Raw genomic sequence first — 14,486 nt, forward strand, 5'->3', positions numbered from 1 at the left:
CGCCCTCGGGCCTGATGCCGCGGGGGCGGCCGGCGCCCCCGCGGTTCATTGTCGCGCATCCCGGCGCGGCGGCGTCAAGCGGCGTGCAGCGCGGGAGTCTGGCCAGCCGCCTTCAGCGGTCCGATCAGGTCCGCGATCGCCTTCTCGTCCTCCAGGCGCATCAGGCGCTGCGAAAACTCGCCGCTGACCTGGCTGGACGTTTCGACCATGTCCACCAGGCCGGTGAACTTGTCGGTCAGCTCCTGGTCGGTCAGCGGATTGCTGGGCTCGCCCTTGGGCTCGGCCTGGTCGCGCTGCAGCACCCGCCCGTCCTTCAGCGTGACCGCCATGGCCGCCTGGCGGCCGGTGACGCCGTACGCAGGCTCCATGATGAGACGCGTGCGGTCCGCCGCGGCCTCGTGGACGCGCTGGTCGTTGAAACCGTCCCAGTACTCCCGCAGGCCGTTGCGGCCGCCCGCCAATGCCAGCGCGACACCGAACTCGGTGCTGCCCATGGCGGCGTTCAGGTTGGGCGCCTTGGGCTTGGACGCCTGGCGGATCGACAACTCGCACATGCGCACGTCGATCTTCTCGACGTCCTCCTGGCGCACCCCCTCCTCGAAGAACTGCTGGGCCAGATCGATGGGGCCGTGCGCATAGCGGCAGGCGGCATGCGGCTTGAAGCCGACCTCCATGATGACGAAGCGCTCGCCCAGTCCGTCGAGCAGGTCGTCGACGCGGATATCTTCGCAGTAGGCGTTGAAGAAGCCCTCCTTGCATTCCAGGGCCTTGCGCGGGCCGGCGAAGCCGCGGCTGGCCATGACGGCCGCCATGGTGCCGTTGAAGGCCGATTTGCCGGGACTGAACGGCTTGGCCATGCACGGATCGTCCAGGTATGACTGGATGCCCGCCGACTGCATGGCGGCCAGGCCGATCGCCGCCGCGATGCCTTCTTCGTCGCAACCAAGCAGCTTGGCGCCCCCGGCGGCCGCGCCGAACAGGGATACCGTGCCGGTGGTGTGAAAGCCGCGCTGGCGATGTCCGGGGTTGATCGCCTTGGCGATGCGGACCGCCACTTCATAGCCGGCGACGATGGCCGTGATGACGTCGCGGCCGCTTTTGCCGTTGGCCTCGGCCAGCGCCATGATCGAGGGAATCATGACCGAACCGCCCTTGATCAGGCCCGACCCATGCGCGTCATCCAGCTCCACGCCGTGGCCCAGCATGGCATTGCACATGGCCGCCAGCGGCGCGGGCACCTTGAACCCGTAGCCGATGACGGTGGCCTCGGGCTTGCCGCCCCATTCGCGCACGATCTCGACCACGCGCCGCGCCGGTTCGCTGATGGCCGAAGCCGCGACCTGGTTGCCCAGTCCATCGCGAATGATCAGCTTGGCCTTGTGCAGCACCTCCTCGGGCAAGTCCTCGAACTTCAGGTCGTGCACCAGTTTGGCGAAACGGCGGGTCAGGCCCTGGAGTTTGGCGGCGGTTTCCTCGTTCATGCTCATTTCTCTCACCTCGGTATGGTTGACTGCAAATTGGGAGTATCTAATGATACTACTTTAAATCGGGCGCGCCAATATGGAATGCGGCCGGCATAGCCGGCCCGCCGCGCGTCACGCCGCCACGCGCCGCTCCATGCTCATGGATTTGTCGACTTCGGCCGACAGGATGCGCGTCACCTCGTCCTCGTACGCCTTCACGCCCTCGTCGCCGGCGCCCCTGGGATGGGGCAGGTCGATCTTGATGTCGGCAATGATGGAGGACGGCCGCGCGCTGAATATCAGCACGCGGTCGGCCAGCAGCACCGCCTCCGACACACTGTGCGTCACCATGACGATGGTCTTGTTCGCCTCTGTCCAGAGGCTCTGCAGGTCATGGATCATGTAGTTCTTGGTCTGCACATCCAGCGCGCCGAATGGTTCGTCCAGCAGGATCACCTCCGGGTCGTAGGTCAGCGCCCGGGCGATCGCCACCCGTTGCTTCATGCCTCCGGACAGCGTGGACGGATACGCATCCTCGAAACCGTCCAGCCCCGCCAGGGTGATCCACTTCTGGGCGCGCCGCCGCGCTTCCTGCGGCGGCGTCTTCTTGATGTCCAGGCCCAGCGTGACGTTCTCCATGACGGTGCGCCAGGGGTACAGGACGAACTCCTGAAAGACGATGCCGCGATCCGGACCCGGGCCGCGTATCGGTTCGCCGTCCAGTTCGACGGCGCCGCCTGAAATCCCTTCGAAACCTGCGATCACATACAGAAAGGTGGATTTGCCGCAGCCGCTGGGGCCGATGATTGCGACAAACTCCCGTTCCCCGATGCTGCAGGTCGCATCCTTGATCGCCAGTACGTCGCCGAACCGCATGCTCACGTTCCTGGCCACGATCTTGTCCCTTGCCATCTCCGTCTCCCGTTTCGTTGTTTTCAGCGTTCGACCTGGACGCCCCATTTACCGACCGTACGCTCCTCGAACGCGCCCATCAGCACGTTCTCGATCAGATAGCCGAGCAGCGCAATCATGATCAGCCCGCCGTAAATGGTGGTCATGTCCATGAACTCGGAGGCCTCGTAGATCATGAAGCCCAGCCCGTAGGAGCTGGCGGCCAGCATTTCCGCGGCGATCAAGGCCCGCCACGCATAGCCGCTGCCCAGCCGCACCCCGGTGATCAGGTACGGCAGGATGCCGGGAACGATCACCTTGAAGAAGATCTGCAGGCGGCTGGCCCCCATCGAGCGCGCGACCCAGAACACCTTGACGTTCATGTTCTCGATGCCGGCCACTACGTTGAGGATCACCTCGAAGCTGGCCGCGATGAACACGATCAGGATCGTGGTCTTGTTGTCGACGCCGATCAGCAACAGCAGGATCGGCGTCCAGGCCAGCGTGGGCACCGGCATGAACAGGCTCAGCAAGGGCTTGAAGACGAACCGCCCCCAGCGGGTCAGGCCGATCAGGATGCCGATCAGGGTGCCGACGGCCGCCGCCAGCGCAAGGCCGGCCAGCAGGCGCATCATGCTGTAGTACACATGGCGGTATAGCTGTCCGCCGTGGACATCGGCTCCGGAGTCCGACCAAAGCGTGGAGAAAATACTGCTGGGCGGGGGAAACAGGAAGTCGCTGACCAGGCCGGAACGCGCCAGGAATTCCCAGATCAACAGCGGCACGCCCAGCGAGACCAGGGGCACCAGAAGCCGGTCGAAAATCCTGGCCCCGTCGCCGCCAGGCATGGAGGAAGCCATTGCGCTGCTCATTTCGATCCTCCCATGCGCGAGGCGCCATGCCATTTCCTGATGGTGCGCTGCTCCAGCACGCCGAATATCCCGTATTCGATCGCCATGCCGATCAAGGCCAGCAGCGCGATGCCCACGAACATGGTCGAGACGTCCATATAGCTGCGGGCGGCGAAGATCATGTAGCCCAGGCCCGTGCTGATGGCCGCCAGCATCTCGGCGGCGACCAGCGTGCGCCACGAGTGGGCCATGCCCAGCTTCAGGCCGGATATCAGCGCCGGCAGGCAGGAGGGCAGCAGGACGTTCAGCAGTACGTGCCGGCGCTTGCCGCCCATGCTGCGCACCACCCAGATCGACTGTTTGCTCACCGCCTTGACGCCTTGGATCGTGCTGTAGAGCACAGGGAAGAACGCGCCCAGGAAGCATACGGTGATGATGGTCCGGTCGCCCTGGCCGAACGCGACCAGCAGAATGGGGGTCCACGCGACGGCGGGCAATGGCAGCATGACGCTCAGGATCGGGCTGGTCCATTTGTGGACCGACGGCATCAGGCCCAGGCAGAAGCCCAGCGGTATCCCGATGAGCACGCTCAGCGCGAAGGCGCTGATGGCGCGATACAGGCTGGCGCCGATGTGCTTGAACAGCATGCCCTGCTCCGGCCCGGTGGAGAAGAGTTGCTCGCTGGCGCGAGCGAAGATCATCGACGGCGAGGGAAAGATGTTCGAGGCGATCCACCCCGCCCTGACGGCGAGCTCCCAGAACACGAGCAGGGTGACGATGGGCAGCATGAACCGGCCGAACTCGGCGTACGCGGCGAAAGCGCCGGGAGTACGCCGCGCGGCAGGCCTGATCATGACCGTGTGGGCTGTGGTTGCGGCAAGCGGCTTCATGGGGTCTCCGTGATTCGGCTCACTGCCTGGCCTTGGCAAGCGCGGCAGCCCGCTCGTAGTACGACTTCTGAACCAGCTTGCCGAACTCCGGCATGGCATTGATGCGTCCGGCGGCGATCATGGGCTCGGCTATGGCGGGCAGCTCTTCGAGCAGGCGATCCTCGATCCGCGGATCCACCACGATGCGCGAGACGGCCAGCTCCATCGCCTTGGGCGGGATGCTGACGCCGGACTTGCCCAGCTGGGCCGCGATCATCTCGCCAGCCTTCTTGGGATCGGTCGTGGTCAGCTGCGACATGTCGATCATGGACGCGATGTACTTGGCGACCGCTTCGGGGTGCTTGCCCGCATACTCGCGATTGACGAGGATAAAGTTGGGGCTTTCGTTGACGCCCTTCATCGACTGGATGCGCTTGACCGCGCCGTTGACTTCCGCCAGGGCGACGTGCGGCTCCCAGGCCAGGCCGGCGTCGACCACGCCGCGGTTCACCGCCGCCGCGATATCCTCGACCTTCATGTTGACGAAGCGGAAATCCTTGGGACTGAGCTGGTTCTTCTCGAGGTACAGCATCAAGGTGCCATGCGCGCCCGAACCGCTGACCACCCCGATCTTCTTGCCTTTGAGATCGGCGATCGATTTGTACGGGGCCTCCGGCCCGACGATGATGTCGTAGCGGTCGCCGCCGTACTGGTTGGCGGCCACGATATAGAACACCTCGGGCTGCTTGGCCGCCATGGTGACCAGCCGCGCCGCCGGACACCACGTCCACGCGGCCGGCCAGGAACGCCTTGAGAGAGTCGCCGGCCGAACTGTAGGTCGAGATTTCCGTTTTCAACCCGTAGGGCTGGGCCCAGTCCCGGGCCTGGTACAGCTCGTCGGTGGGGACCGCCTGCAACCCCAGGCGTATGGTGTCCTGCGCCTGGCTGGCGCAAGCCGCAACCACACCGAGCAACGCGCCGGCCAGCCGGCGGCAAATGCGTGACTTCATGGTCAGTCTCCTTGGCTTGTTATCGATCCGCCTTTGGCAGTATCAATTGATACTACCTTTGTGAAAGCAGTCTAGCGAAGTTTCCAGCGCGCAGCAAGCGGCCGTTACAAAGTGGGAGAGGATGGGCCGGCGCCGTCTGTCGCGGCCTGGCTGCCCGGGTCGCTCCGGGCGTCGCGCCGCAGCAGCTCCACCCCTTGCGGCAAGGCGATGCGGTCGAACACCTCCAGCAGCGCCTAGAGGATGCGCCGCGCGCTCGTGGACATGTAGCGCAGGCGCCGTGTCACCAGGCAGATCTCGCGCGTCAGCACGGGATCGACCAGCGCGCGGAAATCGAACTCGGGAAACGGGCCGGTCCCGGCCGACAACGCGCCGACGATGGAATACGTGCCCGGCAGCTCCAGCATGGCGTAGAGCGTGGTGCTGCTGGATACCGCGTCGCGCTGCTCGTCGTACAGGCGCGCGGCGGCGGGCAAGGCCGCCAGCATCGCGCCCAGCGCGGTGTCCGGCGTGAACTGCACATAGCCTTCGGCGGCGAGGCTGCTCCAGCGCACCGGCCCCTCGCCCTCCAGGCGAAAGGCCGACGAGCGATACACCACGCCGTACTGGTCGCGCAGCAGCGGAACGTATTCGAGCTCGTCGAACGCGATATGCCTGCTGGTCAGGGCAAAGTCGATCCCCATTGAGCACCATGCGTTCGATGCGCGTCGCGTCGGCATCGCGAACCGTAAAGGTGATATGGGGAAAACTTGCCTTCAGGTGCGGGATGGCCGGCACCAGCAGCGCCTGCACCACGGACGGGGCGCTGGCCACATGGACATGCATGCGGCCGCCCTGGCCGAACGCCTTGAGATCGCGAATGGAGGCGTCGAAGCCATGGACGACCCGCTCGGCTTCCGCCTTGAAGTGGCGGCCGGCGTCGGTCAGCTCCACATGCCGCGTCGTGCGCTCGAACAGCTTCAGCCCCACCGCTTCCTCGAACTGCTGGATCGCGGCGGTCAGCGACGACTGCGACAGGAACATGCGCGAGGCCGCGAGGGTGAACGAACGGGTTTCCACCACTGCCAGGAAGCAGCGCAAGTGCCGCAGCGAAACGCGACGGTCCATACCTCTTTCCCCTCAGGCACTCGGCGAGTGATTTATCGGTTGTGCCGAATAATCTATTCGAAATATTTGTTTGTATCAATTAACCGGCATTCCTAGTATGGCCACTCCAGCACCGATCACGTCCGCAACATGCCCTGCCGGGCACGCGCGGCGCCACACACAGGAGAGCAGGCATGGGGGCAATCGCAGCGCATGAAACCGGCGACACCGCGGCCACCGCGGCATGGGACGAAACCGTCTGGCGCATCCTCAAGAAAGAGGACATCCGGCTGGTGACCTACGTGCCCGACAAGGTGCTCAAGCCGCTGATCGACCGGGTCGAGGCCGACGACCATTTCCAGGTCGTCTGTCCCGCTCGCGAAGAAGAGGCCCTGGGTATCGTCTGCGGCGCGCAGATGGCGGGCATGCGCAGCATCCTCCTGACCCAGACCAGCGGCTTTGCCACCCTGGCCAATGTGCTGGCGTCGCTGCCCGTGCCTTACGAAATCCCGGTGGTGATGGTGATATCGGAGCGCGGCGCGCTGGGCGACCGCCAATTGGTCCAGGTACGGGTATGGCAGACCATGCGCCCGATCCTCGACTCCCTGGGCATTCCGCATCACACCCTCACGCACGCTGACGAGGTCGAGTTCGTGGTCGAGGAAGCCATCAGGCAGGCCTTCGCGACGCGCTCGCCCGCCGCGCTCATTCTTTCCCCCAAATTGACCAAGAAATCCAGCGACTGAGGAGATCCGACGATGCATCCCGCCAGCAATTCCGCGGTCACCCGCGACAGCGCCGCGGTCATGAGCCGCTACGACCTCACCACCCGGCTAGTCGGGCGCCTGGACGACGCAGCCGTCATTGGCGGCATCGGCTCGACCAATCACGATCTCTGGGCCAGCGGCCAACGGCCGCAGAATTTCTACATGCTGGGCAGCATGGGGCTGGCCGTGCCCATTGCGCTGGGCGTAGCCCTGGCGCAACCGTCGCGCAAGGTCATCGCGCTGGAGGGCGACGGCTCCCTGCTGATGCAGCTCGGCACATTGGGAACGGTCGCGGCCTGCCGGCCCGCCAACTTGACCATCATCGTGTTCGACAACGGCGTCTACAACATCACCGGCGGGCAACGCACCCTCACTTCCCACACCATCGACGTGGTCGCGATGGCGCGCGGGGCCGGCTTGCGCAACAGCCACTGGGCGGCCGATCCGGCGCACTTCGACGCGCTCGTCGAACAGGCGCTGCGCGGCGACGGCCCGAGCTTCATCGCCACCCGCACCGACAGGCAGCTGGCGCGGATGTTCAGCGAATTCAACCCCACCAAGATCCGGCAAGGCTTCTCGGCCGGTCTGGGCGTGGCCTGAGCCCTGGCGCGCCGGAGAACCACATCATGCGTTTCGCAGACAGAATGGCAAGGATCGCGCCCTCCCCCAGCTCCATGGCTGGCCAGCGCATGCGCGAACTGCGGGCCGCCGGCCGCAACGTGATCGGGCTGACCGCCGGCGAACCCGACTTCGCCACCCCCGACAACATCCAGCAAGCCGCGCTGCGCGCCATGCGCAACGGCCAGACGAAATACACGGACGTGGGCGGCGTACCGGAGCTCAAGGCCGCCGTGGCCGAGAAATTCCGGCGCGAGAACAGCCTGGCGTACCGCCAGGACCAGATCATCGTGTCGTCGGGCGCCAAGCAGGTGATCTTCAACGCCCTGCTGTGCCTGGTGCAGCGTGGCGACGAAGTCGTCATCCCGGCGCCATACTGGGTTTCCTATCCCGATATGGTGCGCTTTGCCGGCGGCACGCCGGTCGCCGTGGCCTGTGCGCAGCAACATCGCTTCAAGCTGCAGCCCGACGAGCTGGAGCGGGCGATCACGCCACGCACGCGCTGCCTCATCCTGAACTCGCCCAACAACCCCAGCGGCGCGGCGTACGACGAGACCGAACTCAAGGCCCTGGCGCAAGTGCTGCTGCGGCACCCGGACATTTGCGTCATCACGGACGACATCTACGAGCACTTGCTGTACGACGGCCGCCGCTTCGCCACCATCGCCGCCGTGGAGCCGGCGCTGGCCGACCGCGTGCTGACCGTCAACGGCGTCTCGAAGTCGTACGCGATGACGGGCTGGCGCATCGGCTATGCCGGCGGACCGGCGGCCCTGATCGCCAACATGGTCAAGCTGCAGTCGCAAAGCACGTCGTGCCCGAGCGCCGTGAGCCAGGCCGCCGCGATCGAGGCGCTGACCGGCCCGCAGGACATCATCGCGTCGTCCAGAAAGCTGTTCCAGGCGCGGCGCGACCTGCTGGTCCGGCGCATCAACGCCATACCGGGATTGCACTGCGACACGCCGGACGGCGCCTTCTATGTCTTCGCCTCTTGCGCCGGCCTGGCTGGCAAGCGCACGCCGCAGGGGCGCACGATCGACAACGACACCGACCTCGCCCTGCACCTGCTCGACGCCGAGGGCGTGGTCGTCATCCAGGGAGACGCCTATGGCATGCCCGGCTTCTTCCGCCTTTCCATCGCCGCGTCGGAAACCCTGATCGAAGAAGCGCAACGCCGCATCGCGGCCGCCTGCGCCGCGCTGCATTGAAGGCGCGGCATTTCCAGCACGAACGGAGAACTGTCTTGGCTGAATGGTCCATTGGCATTGATATCGGCGGAACGTTTACCGATCTGGTCGCGCTCGACTATGCGGGCGGCAAGCTGCATAGCCTCAAGATGCTGACCACGTACGACGATCCATCCCTGGCGGTCATGGAAGGCGTGCGCCAGTTGATGGCCACGTGCGGCATCGCCGCGTCCGAGGTCGGCCGCGTGGTGCATGCCACCACGCTGTTCACCAATGCCCTGATCAGCCGCGCCGGCGCCAGGACGGGCCTGCTGTGCAACCAAGGCTTCATGGACGCGATAGAGATCGGCAACGAACGCAAGTACGACCTGTACGACCTGGCCATCGACCGCCCCCCGCCACTGGTGCCCCGGGACCTGCGCCGCGAAATTCCAGGCCGGCTCGACGCGCATGGCAACGAGCTCGAACCGCTCGATCGCCAGGCGGTCGTCGCCATGGCGCGCAGCCTGGCCGACGCCGGTGCGACCTCCATCGCCGTCTGCCTGTTGCATGCCTACGCATCGCCGCGGCACGAACAACAGGTCCACGCCTGGATCCGGCAAGCCCTGCCCGATGTCAGCCTTACGCTGTCGTCCGAGGTGGCGCCGGTCATCCGCGAATTCGAGCGTGGCTCGACCACGGTCGCCAACGCTTACATCAAGCCGCTGGCGGATCGCTATCTCGCCGCGCTGGAAGACAAGCTGGCCACGCTGGGCTTGCGCAGCGGCGTACTGATGATGCTGTCCAACGGCGGCCTCGGCCACCTGCGCCAGGCGCGCCGCAATCCGATCGAACTGCTGGAATCCGGACCTGCCGGCGGGGCGATCGCCGCCGCCCACTACGGCGTCTGCGACCAGCAGCCGGACCTGCTGGCCTTCGACATGGGCGGCACCACCGCCAAGCTGACCCTGGTGGAAGGCGGCGCGCCGTCCATCGCCCACAGTTTCGAAGCGGCGCGGCGCAAACGTTTCGCCGAAGGCAGCGGCCTGCCCATCGGCATCACCACGGTTCACCTGATCGAGATCGGCGCCGGCGGGGGCAGCATCGCGCATCAGGACGAACTGCAACTGCTCAAGGTCGGCCCCTTGAGCGCGGGCTCCGAGCCGGGCCCTGCCTGCTATGCGCTGGGTGGCGAGGCGCCCACGGTCACCGACGCCAACCTGCTGCTGGGATACCTCAACCCCGACTATTTCGCCGGCGGCTCGCTGCGCATCGACAGGGACCGGGCGCACATGGCCGTCCGGACCCTCGCCCGGCAGCTGGACCGGGAAACCGTGGACGTTGCCTGGGGCGTCCACGACATCGTGGCCGAGAACATGGCGGGCGCGGCGCGGGTGCACCTGGCCGAATGCGGCCGCGACGCCGGCGATTTCGTGTTGTTGTGCACGGGCGGCGGCGGACCGCTGCACGCCTATTACGTCGCGCAAAAGATCGGCGTGCGGTCCATCATCTGCCCGCCGGCCGCCGGCGTGGCCTCCGCTTACGGCTTGCTGATCGCCCCCGCGCGCGCCGATCGCTCGCGCACCGCCAACTTCCGGCCCGAAACCGGGTCGCTGGCCGACCTGGAACGGGAGTTCGCCGCGCTGGAAGCCCAGGCGCGCGAGCCCCTGGAGCTGGTACAGGACCGCTTCGGCCCCATCGAGATCGTGCGCCACGCCGACGGCCGCTTCATCGGCCAGGCCTTCAATCTGTCGGTCCGGCTACCCGCGGGCCCCTATGACCAGGAAGGCGGCGAGGCTACGGCCACGCGGACCGTACTGGTCGCGGCCTTCAAGCAGGCATACGAACAGAAGTTCGGACGTACGCCGCCCAATGTGCCGGTCGAACTGGTCAACCTGCGCGTGGCGGCCGAAGCGCCGCCGCGCGTGGCATTCGTGCCCGAGCCGCTGGCTGGCGGCGCGCCCCCCGAACCCAAAGCATGGCGACAGGTGTTCTTCAAGGAGGCCGACGACTTCGTGCGCACGCCGGTCTATGACCGCGCGGCGCTCACGCCAGGCTTTCACGCCGCCGGACCGGCGCTGGTCGAGGATGCCGGCTCGACCCTGGTGGTGGGGCCGAAAGGCGCCTTGCTGCAACTGGCCAGCGGCAATATCCGCATCACGATCGAGGAGTGAGCATCATGAAAACCGCAGACCGGCCCCATGCCATGAACAGGCGCCAGGACGCCATCTTCCTGGAAGTATTCTGGGCGCGCGTGCGTTCGATCGCGGACGAAGCGGCCAAGCTGATCGTACGGACCTCGTTCTCCACGCTTTCGACCGAAGCCAACGACTTCACCGTGGTGGTGACCGACTCCGCGGGACGCTGCCTGACCGAAAACTCGGGCAGCATCCCGGCCTTCATCGGCACCCTGCCCGCGACAGTGCAGGCCGTGATCGCCAAGTACCCGCACCACACTTTGCGCCCGGGCGACGTGTTCATCACCAACGACCCGTGGATCGGCACGGGGCACCTGAACGACGTCTGCCTGGTCAAGCCGGTGTTCCACCTGGGCAAGGTGGTGGCGTTCGCCGCCACCGCGGGCCACGTGCCGGACATCGGCGGGCGCTTTCGCTCCGTCAATGCCCACGAATTGTTCGAAGAAGGCCTGCAGATACCCGTCATTCGCCTGCTCGACCAGGGCGCACCCAATGAGGCGATCCTGGACATGATACGAACCAACGTGCGCACCCCCGACCAGACCGCGGGCGATATCTGGTCGCAAGCCAGCGCGGTCGAACTCGTGGCGCGTCGGCTTGGCGAAGTACTGGTGGAGTACGCGCTGCCGGGGGTCGACGATATTGCCGAGGCGCTGTTCGAACGCGGCGACCGGGCGCTGCGCAAGGCAATCTCGGCGTTGCCGGACGGGCAGTACCGGTATGCGATGCAGACCGACGGATTCGAACAGCGGCTGGACCTGGCCGTCACGGTACGTATCGAAGGCGATGCCATCACCTGCGACTTCACCGGCACATCGCCGCAGCAGCCGCGGGCCATCAACTGTCCGCTCGGATACACCACCGCCATGGCGGTCTACGCCATCAAATGCCTGCTGGTCCCGGACATTCCCAACAGCGACGGCATGCTGCGCGCGATCCGTGTAGAGGCGCCGGAGCACTCCCTGCTCAACCCGGCGCGCCCCGCGGCGGTCGGCGGCCGGGCATCCACCGGGCATTACCTGCCGGTACTGATCTTCGGCGCCATGCACGCGGTCCTGCCCGAGCGGGTCATGGCCGGCGCCGGCTCGCCGCTGTGGAGCGCCAACATCAGCGGCACCGGCGCCGATGGCCTGCCGATGGCGACGGTGCTGTTCTTCAACGGCGGCATGGGCGCGACCTGCGGCAAGGACGGCGCGGCGGTCATGTCGTGGCCCAGCAATATCTCGCCCACGCCGGTCGAAGTCGCCGAACGCGACATACCGCTCTTTTTCCGCTACAAGCGCCTGCGCGTCGACTCCGGCGGCCCGGGGCAATGGCGCGGCGGCCTGGGCGAGGAGGTCTGCATGGTCAGCCGTCACGACAGGCCCCTGTCGGTGGTCTTTCTCGCCGAGCGCACACGCGAGCCGGCGCCGGGCCTCGGCGGCGGCCAGGCCGGCGTGCCCGGCGCGGTATGGATCAACGGTGTGGCGGTCGATGTCCGCGAGCGGCACCTCCTCAACCCGGGCGACGAACTGGTCATGCGCACGCCCGGCGGAGGCGGCTTCGGACCGCCCGGCCAGCGCGACCCCGCGCTGGCGGATCACGACTACCGGCTGGGCTACAGTGCTGCGCCGGGCACCGCGCGCCAATCCTGAACACAACGGCCGGACACGCCTGGCCGCGTTGCATTTCGAGCCACACAACGGACATCCAAGGAGGTGCAGCATGAGAAGGCAGATCCTGTTACCCGCGCTGGCGATCGCCGGCGCCATGATCGGCGCGGCGGCGTCGGCGCAGCCCCGGGTGGAAACGAACAAGCCCATCAGCATCGTCGTGCCGTTTTCGCCAGGGGGCTCGACCGACGCCATGGCGCGCATCCTGCGCGAAGGCTTGGCCAAGGCGCTCAACGAACAAGTCATCGTCGTCAACCAGCCAGGCGCCAGCGGCTCGGTCGCGGCGGCTGCGATCAAGCGAGCCGAACCCGACGGCAAGCATCTGTTCCTCGGCACGATCGCCGCCCTGTCCATCTACCCCGTGCTCTATGCGTCGCGCATCGAGTACGACCCGCTCAAGGATTTCACCCCTGTCATGCTGGTGGCCACCATGCCGCTGGTCGTGGTTGTGCCCGGCAACTCGCCGTTCAAGACCTTGCAGGAACTGACGGCCTATCTCAAGAAGAACGGCGAGCAGGCCAACTACGCCTCGGCCGGCAACGGAAGCTCGCCCCATCTGGGCGCGGAGCTGTACAAGACCATGGCGCACGTGAACGCCGTCCACGTGCCGTACAAGGGAGGCAACCCCGCCCTGCTGGGCCTGGCAAGCGGCGAGACGACCTTCATGGTCGCGGTCGCGCCCGAGGTCAAGCCCTTCATCGAAGCGGGCAAGCTGCGCGCGCTGGCTGTCACCACCCAACAGCGTATCGCCGAACTGCCGGACATTCCCACCGTCAGCGAATCGGGCCTGCCCGGCTATGAGATCACGTCCTGGTACGCTTTCGTGGTGCGGGCCGGCACGCCCCCCGCCACCGTGGCCAGGCTGCACGACGCGCTGGCCACCGCCTTGAAGGACAACAATGCCGTCAACACGCTCAAGGGCATGGGTTTCCTGATCGAAGGCGGCGCCCCGGACCAATTGCATGCGCTGATGAAATCGGAACTGGCCAAGTGGCGGCAGGTGGTGGACACGGCACGGATCTCCGCCAAATGAAGCGGCCCGTCCCGCACCCGTCCACGGGGCGCCTGCACGAACACCTGGACCGGCGCTACGGCGGCGCGGCCGCGCCGCCGCTGACGCTTGCCCATGCGGCGGGCTCGGATATGCTGTCCCTGCTGTTGCCGCATCGCAGCGTGCGCGCCTACGCCGACACACCGCTGGACGATGCCGTGCTCACGGCGCTCACGGCGGCCGCCCAATCCGCCGCCACGTCGTCCAACCTGCAGGCATGGAGCCTGGTGGCCGTTACCGACCCGGCGCGCAAGGCCAGGCTGGCCGAATTGGCGGGGTCCCAGCCGCACGTCGTCCAATGCCCGCTGTTTCTCGTCTGGCTCGCCGACCTGTCGCGCCTGGCGCGCGTGGCGGCCGGCCGGAACGCCCCGGCCGCGGCACTGCCTTTTCTTGAGCTCTACACGCTCGCCCTGGTCGACGCGGCGCTGGCGGCGCAGAACGCGGTCGTCGCCGCCGAAGCGCTCGGCCTGGGCACGGTGTTCATCGGCGGCCTGCGCAATCGGCCGGAACGGGTCAGCGCCGAACTCGGTCTGCCCGCGCAGTGCTTTGCCGCCTTCGGCCTGTGCGTGGGCAACCCCGATCCGTCGCGGCCAGCATCCATCAAACCCCGCCTGCCGCCGCCGGCTGTCCTGCACCGGGACCAGTACGCCACCAGTTCGGAAGCCGATCTGCTCGAACGGTACGACGAACGGCTCGCGGCATTCCAGGCCGCCCAGGGGCTGCCCGCGCCGGGCTGGACGCCGCAGGTCGCGCGCCGCGTCGCCGGGGCGCGCAGCCTGGCCGGACGGGACCGGCTCAGGCAGGCCCTGGGCAATCTCGGCTTCCAGCTGGAATGACCCGCGCCGCCGGCTGGGCGAAACGGAATCG

General features: G+C 67.0%; 13 protein-coding genes and 1 pseudogene. 7 read left to right on the top strand and 7 right to left on the bottom strand.

All coding sequences use genetic code 11. The annotated features are described in order from the left end of the window. Positions 1–74 precede the first annotated feature (74 nt). The 7 genes and pseudogenes from LK409_RS13925 to LK409_RS13955 all read right to left on the bottom strand — a co-directional run. Positions 75–1,487, bottom strand: coding sequence for an MmgE/PrpD family protein (locus tag LK409_RS13925; RefSeq protein ID WP_049788729.1), 1,413 nt, complete (start codon positions 1,485–1,487; stop codon positions 75–77). Positions 1,488–1,595: 108 nt separating this feature from the next. Next, a complete protein-coding gene (locus tag LK409_RS13930) occupies positions 1,596–2,375 on the bottom strand; it encodes an ABC transporter ATP-binding protein (protein ID WP_003813516.1) in 780 nt (259 codons plus the stop codon). 23 nt (positions 2,376–2,398) lie between these two features. After that, entirely contained in the window at positions 2,399–3,226 is an 828-nt protein-coding gene (locus LK409_RS13935; RefSeq protein ID WP_003813517.1) for an ABC transporter permease, read from the bottom strand. Next, on the bottom strand, positions 3,223–4,095 hold the full coding sequence (locus LK409_RS13940) for an ABC transporter permease (RefSeq protein ID WP_003813519.1): 873 nt from the start codon (positions 4,093–4,095) through the stop codon (positions 3,223–3,225). The genes LK409_RS13935 and LK409_RS13940 overlap by 4 nt, the downstream gene beginning before the upstream one ends. 19 nt (positions 4,096–4,114) lie before the next feature. Then, complete coding sequence (locus LK409_RS13945; protein ID WP_226376429.1) at positions 4,115–4,831, bottom strand: NrtA/SsuA/CpmA family ABC transporter substrate-binding protein; 717 nt, start codon at positions 4,829–4,831, stop codon at positions 4,115–4,117. Between the two features lie 486 nt (positions 4,832–5,317). Continuing rightward, positions 5,318–5,764, bottom strand: a complete 447-nt coding sequence (locus LK409_RS13950; RefSeq protein WP_226376430.1) for a LysR substrate-binding domain-containing protein — start codon at positions 5,762–5,764, stop codon at positions 5,318–5,320. A gap of 286 nt (positions 5,765–6,050) precedes the next feature. After that, positions 6,051–6,188 (bottom strand): annotated as a pseudogene (locus tag LK409_RS13955) (helix-turn-helix domain-containing protein); the annotation flags it as partial. Between the two features lie 173 nt (positions 6,189–6,361). Between LK409_RS13955 and LK409_RS13960 the strand changes: the two are divergent. The 7 genes from LK409_RS13960 to LK409_RS13990 all read left to right on the top strand — a co-directional run bounded on the left by LK409_RS13960 (position 6,362) and on the right by LK409_RS13990 (position 14,455). Beyond that, the gene (locus LK409_RS13960) at positions 6,362–6,913 is read left to right on the top strand and encodes a thiamine pyrophosphate-binding protein (protein ID WP_003813525.1); all 552 of its coding nucleotides are present in this window, start codon (positions 6,362–6,364) and stop codon (positions 6,911–6,913) included. A gap of 12 nt (positions 6,914–6,925) precedes the next feature. Further along, the gene (locus LK409_RS13965) at positions 6,926–7,534 is read left to right on the top strand and encodes a thiamine pyrophosphate-dependent enzyme (protein ID WP_003813527.1); all 609 of its coding nucleotides are present in this window, start codon (positions 6,926–6,928) and stop codon (positions 7,532–7,534) included. 26 nt (positions 7,535–7,560) lie between these two features. Continuing rightward, complete coding sequence (locus LK409_RS13970) at positions 7,561–8,760, top strand: pyridoxal phosphate-dependent aminotransferase (protein WP_010928928.1); 1,200 nt, start codon at positions 7,561–7,563, stop codon at positions 8,758–8,760. Further along, positions 8,757–10,892 carry a hydantoinase/oxoprolinase family protein gene (locus LK409_RS13975; RefSeq protein WP_003813531.1) on the top strand — a complete coding sequence of 712 codons (2,136 nt, stop codon included), beginning with the start codon at positions 8,757–8,759 and terminating at the stop codon, positions 10,890–10,892. Before LK409_RS13970 ends, LK409_RS13975 begins: the two co-directional genes overlap by 4 nt. Next, the gene (locus LK409_RS13980) at positions 10,889–12,550 is read left to right on the top strand and encodes a hydantoinase B/oxoprolinase family protein (RefSeq protein WP_010928929.1); all 1,662 of its coding nucleotides are present in this window, start codon (positions 10,889–10,891) and stop codon (positions 12,548–12,550) included. Before LK409_RS13975 ends, LK409_RS13980 begins: the two co-directional genes overlap by 4 nt. 70 nt (positions 12,551–12,620) lie before the next feature. Beyond that, on the top strand, positions 12,621–13,601 hold the full coding sequence (locus LK409_RS13985; protein ID WP_010928930.1) for a Bug family tripartite tricarboxylate transporter substrate binding protein: 981 nt from the start codon (positions 12,621–12,623) through the stop codon (positions 13,599–13,601). Next, entirely contained in the window at positions 13,598–14,455 is an 858-nt protein-coding gene (locus LK409_RS13990) for a nitroreductase family protein (protein ID WP_010928931.1), read from the top strand. The genes LK409_RS13985 and LK409_RS13990 overlap by 4 nt, the downstream gene beginning before the upstream one ends. Positions 14,456–14,486 lie beyond the last annotated feature (31 nt).

Source organism: Bordetella parapertussis (genome assembly GCF_020735925.1).
In the GTDB taxonomy this organism is placed as follows: domain Bacteria; phylum Pseudomonadota; class Gammaproteobacteria; order Burkholderiales; family Burkholderiaceae_B; genus Bordetella; species Bordetella pertussis.

What these genes read in the sequence shown, in the direction of transcription:
- LK409_RS13925 (WP_049788729.1), bottom strand. Translation starts at nt 1,487, where the DNA reads ATGAGCATGAACGAGGAAACCGCCGCCAAACTCCAGGGCCTGACCCGC.
- LK409_RS13960 (WP_003813525.1), top strand. Translation starts at nt 6,362, where the DNA reads ATGGGGGCAATCGCAGCGCATGAAACCGGCGACACCGCGGCCACCGCG.
- LK409_RS13970 (WP_010928928.1), top strand. Translation starts at nt 7,561, where the DNA reads ATGCGTTTCGCAGACAGAATGGCAAGGATCGCGCCCTCCCCCAGCTCC.
- LK409_RS13935 (WP_003813517.1), bottom strand. Translation starts at nt 3,226, where the DNA reads ATGAGCAGCGCAATGGCTTCCTCCATGCCTGGCGGCGACGGGGCCAGG.
- LK409_RS13940 (WP_003813519.1), bottom strand. Translation starts at nt 4,095, where the DNA reads ATGAAGCCGCTTGCCGCAACCACAGCCCACACGGTCATGATCAGGCCT.
- LK409_RS13985 (WP_010928930.1), top strand. Translation starts at nt 12,621, where the DNA reads ATGAGAAGGCAGATCCTGTTACCCGCGCTGGCGATCGCCGGCGCCATG.
- LK409_RS13950 (WP_226376430.1), bottom strand. Translation starts at nt 5,764, where the DNA reads ATGGGGATCGACTTTGCCCTGACCAGCAGGCATATCGCGTTCGACGAG.
- LK409_RS13965 (WP_003813527.1), top strand. Translation starts at nt 6,926, where the DNA reads ATGCATCCCGCCAGCAATTCCGCGGTCACCCGCGACAGCGCCGCGGTC.
- LK409_RS13930 (WP_003813516.1), bottom strand. Translation starts at nt 2,375, where the DNA reads ATGGCAAGGGACAAGATCGTGGCCAGGAACGTGAGCATGCGGTTCGGC.
- LK409_RS13990 (WP_010928931.1), top strand. Translation starts at nt 13,598, where the DNA reads ATGAAGCGGCCCGTCCCGCACCCGTCCACGGGGCGCCTGCACGAACAC.
- LK409_RS13945 (WP_226376429.1), bottom strand. Translation starts at nt 4,831, where the DNA reads ATGGCGGCCAAGCAGCCCGAGGTGTTCTATATCGTGGCCGCCAACCAG.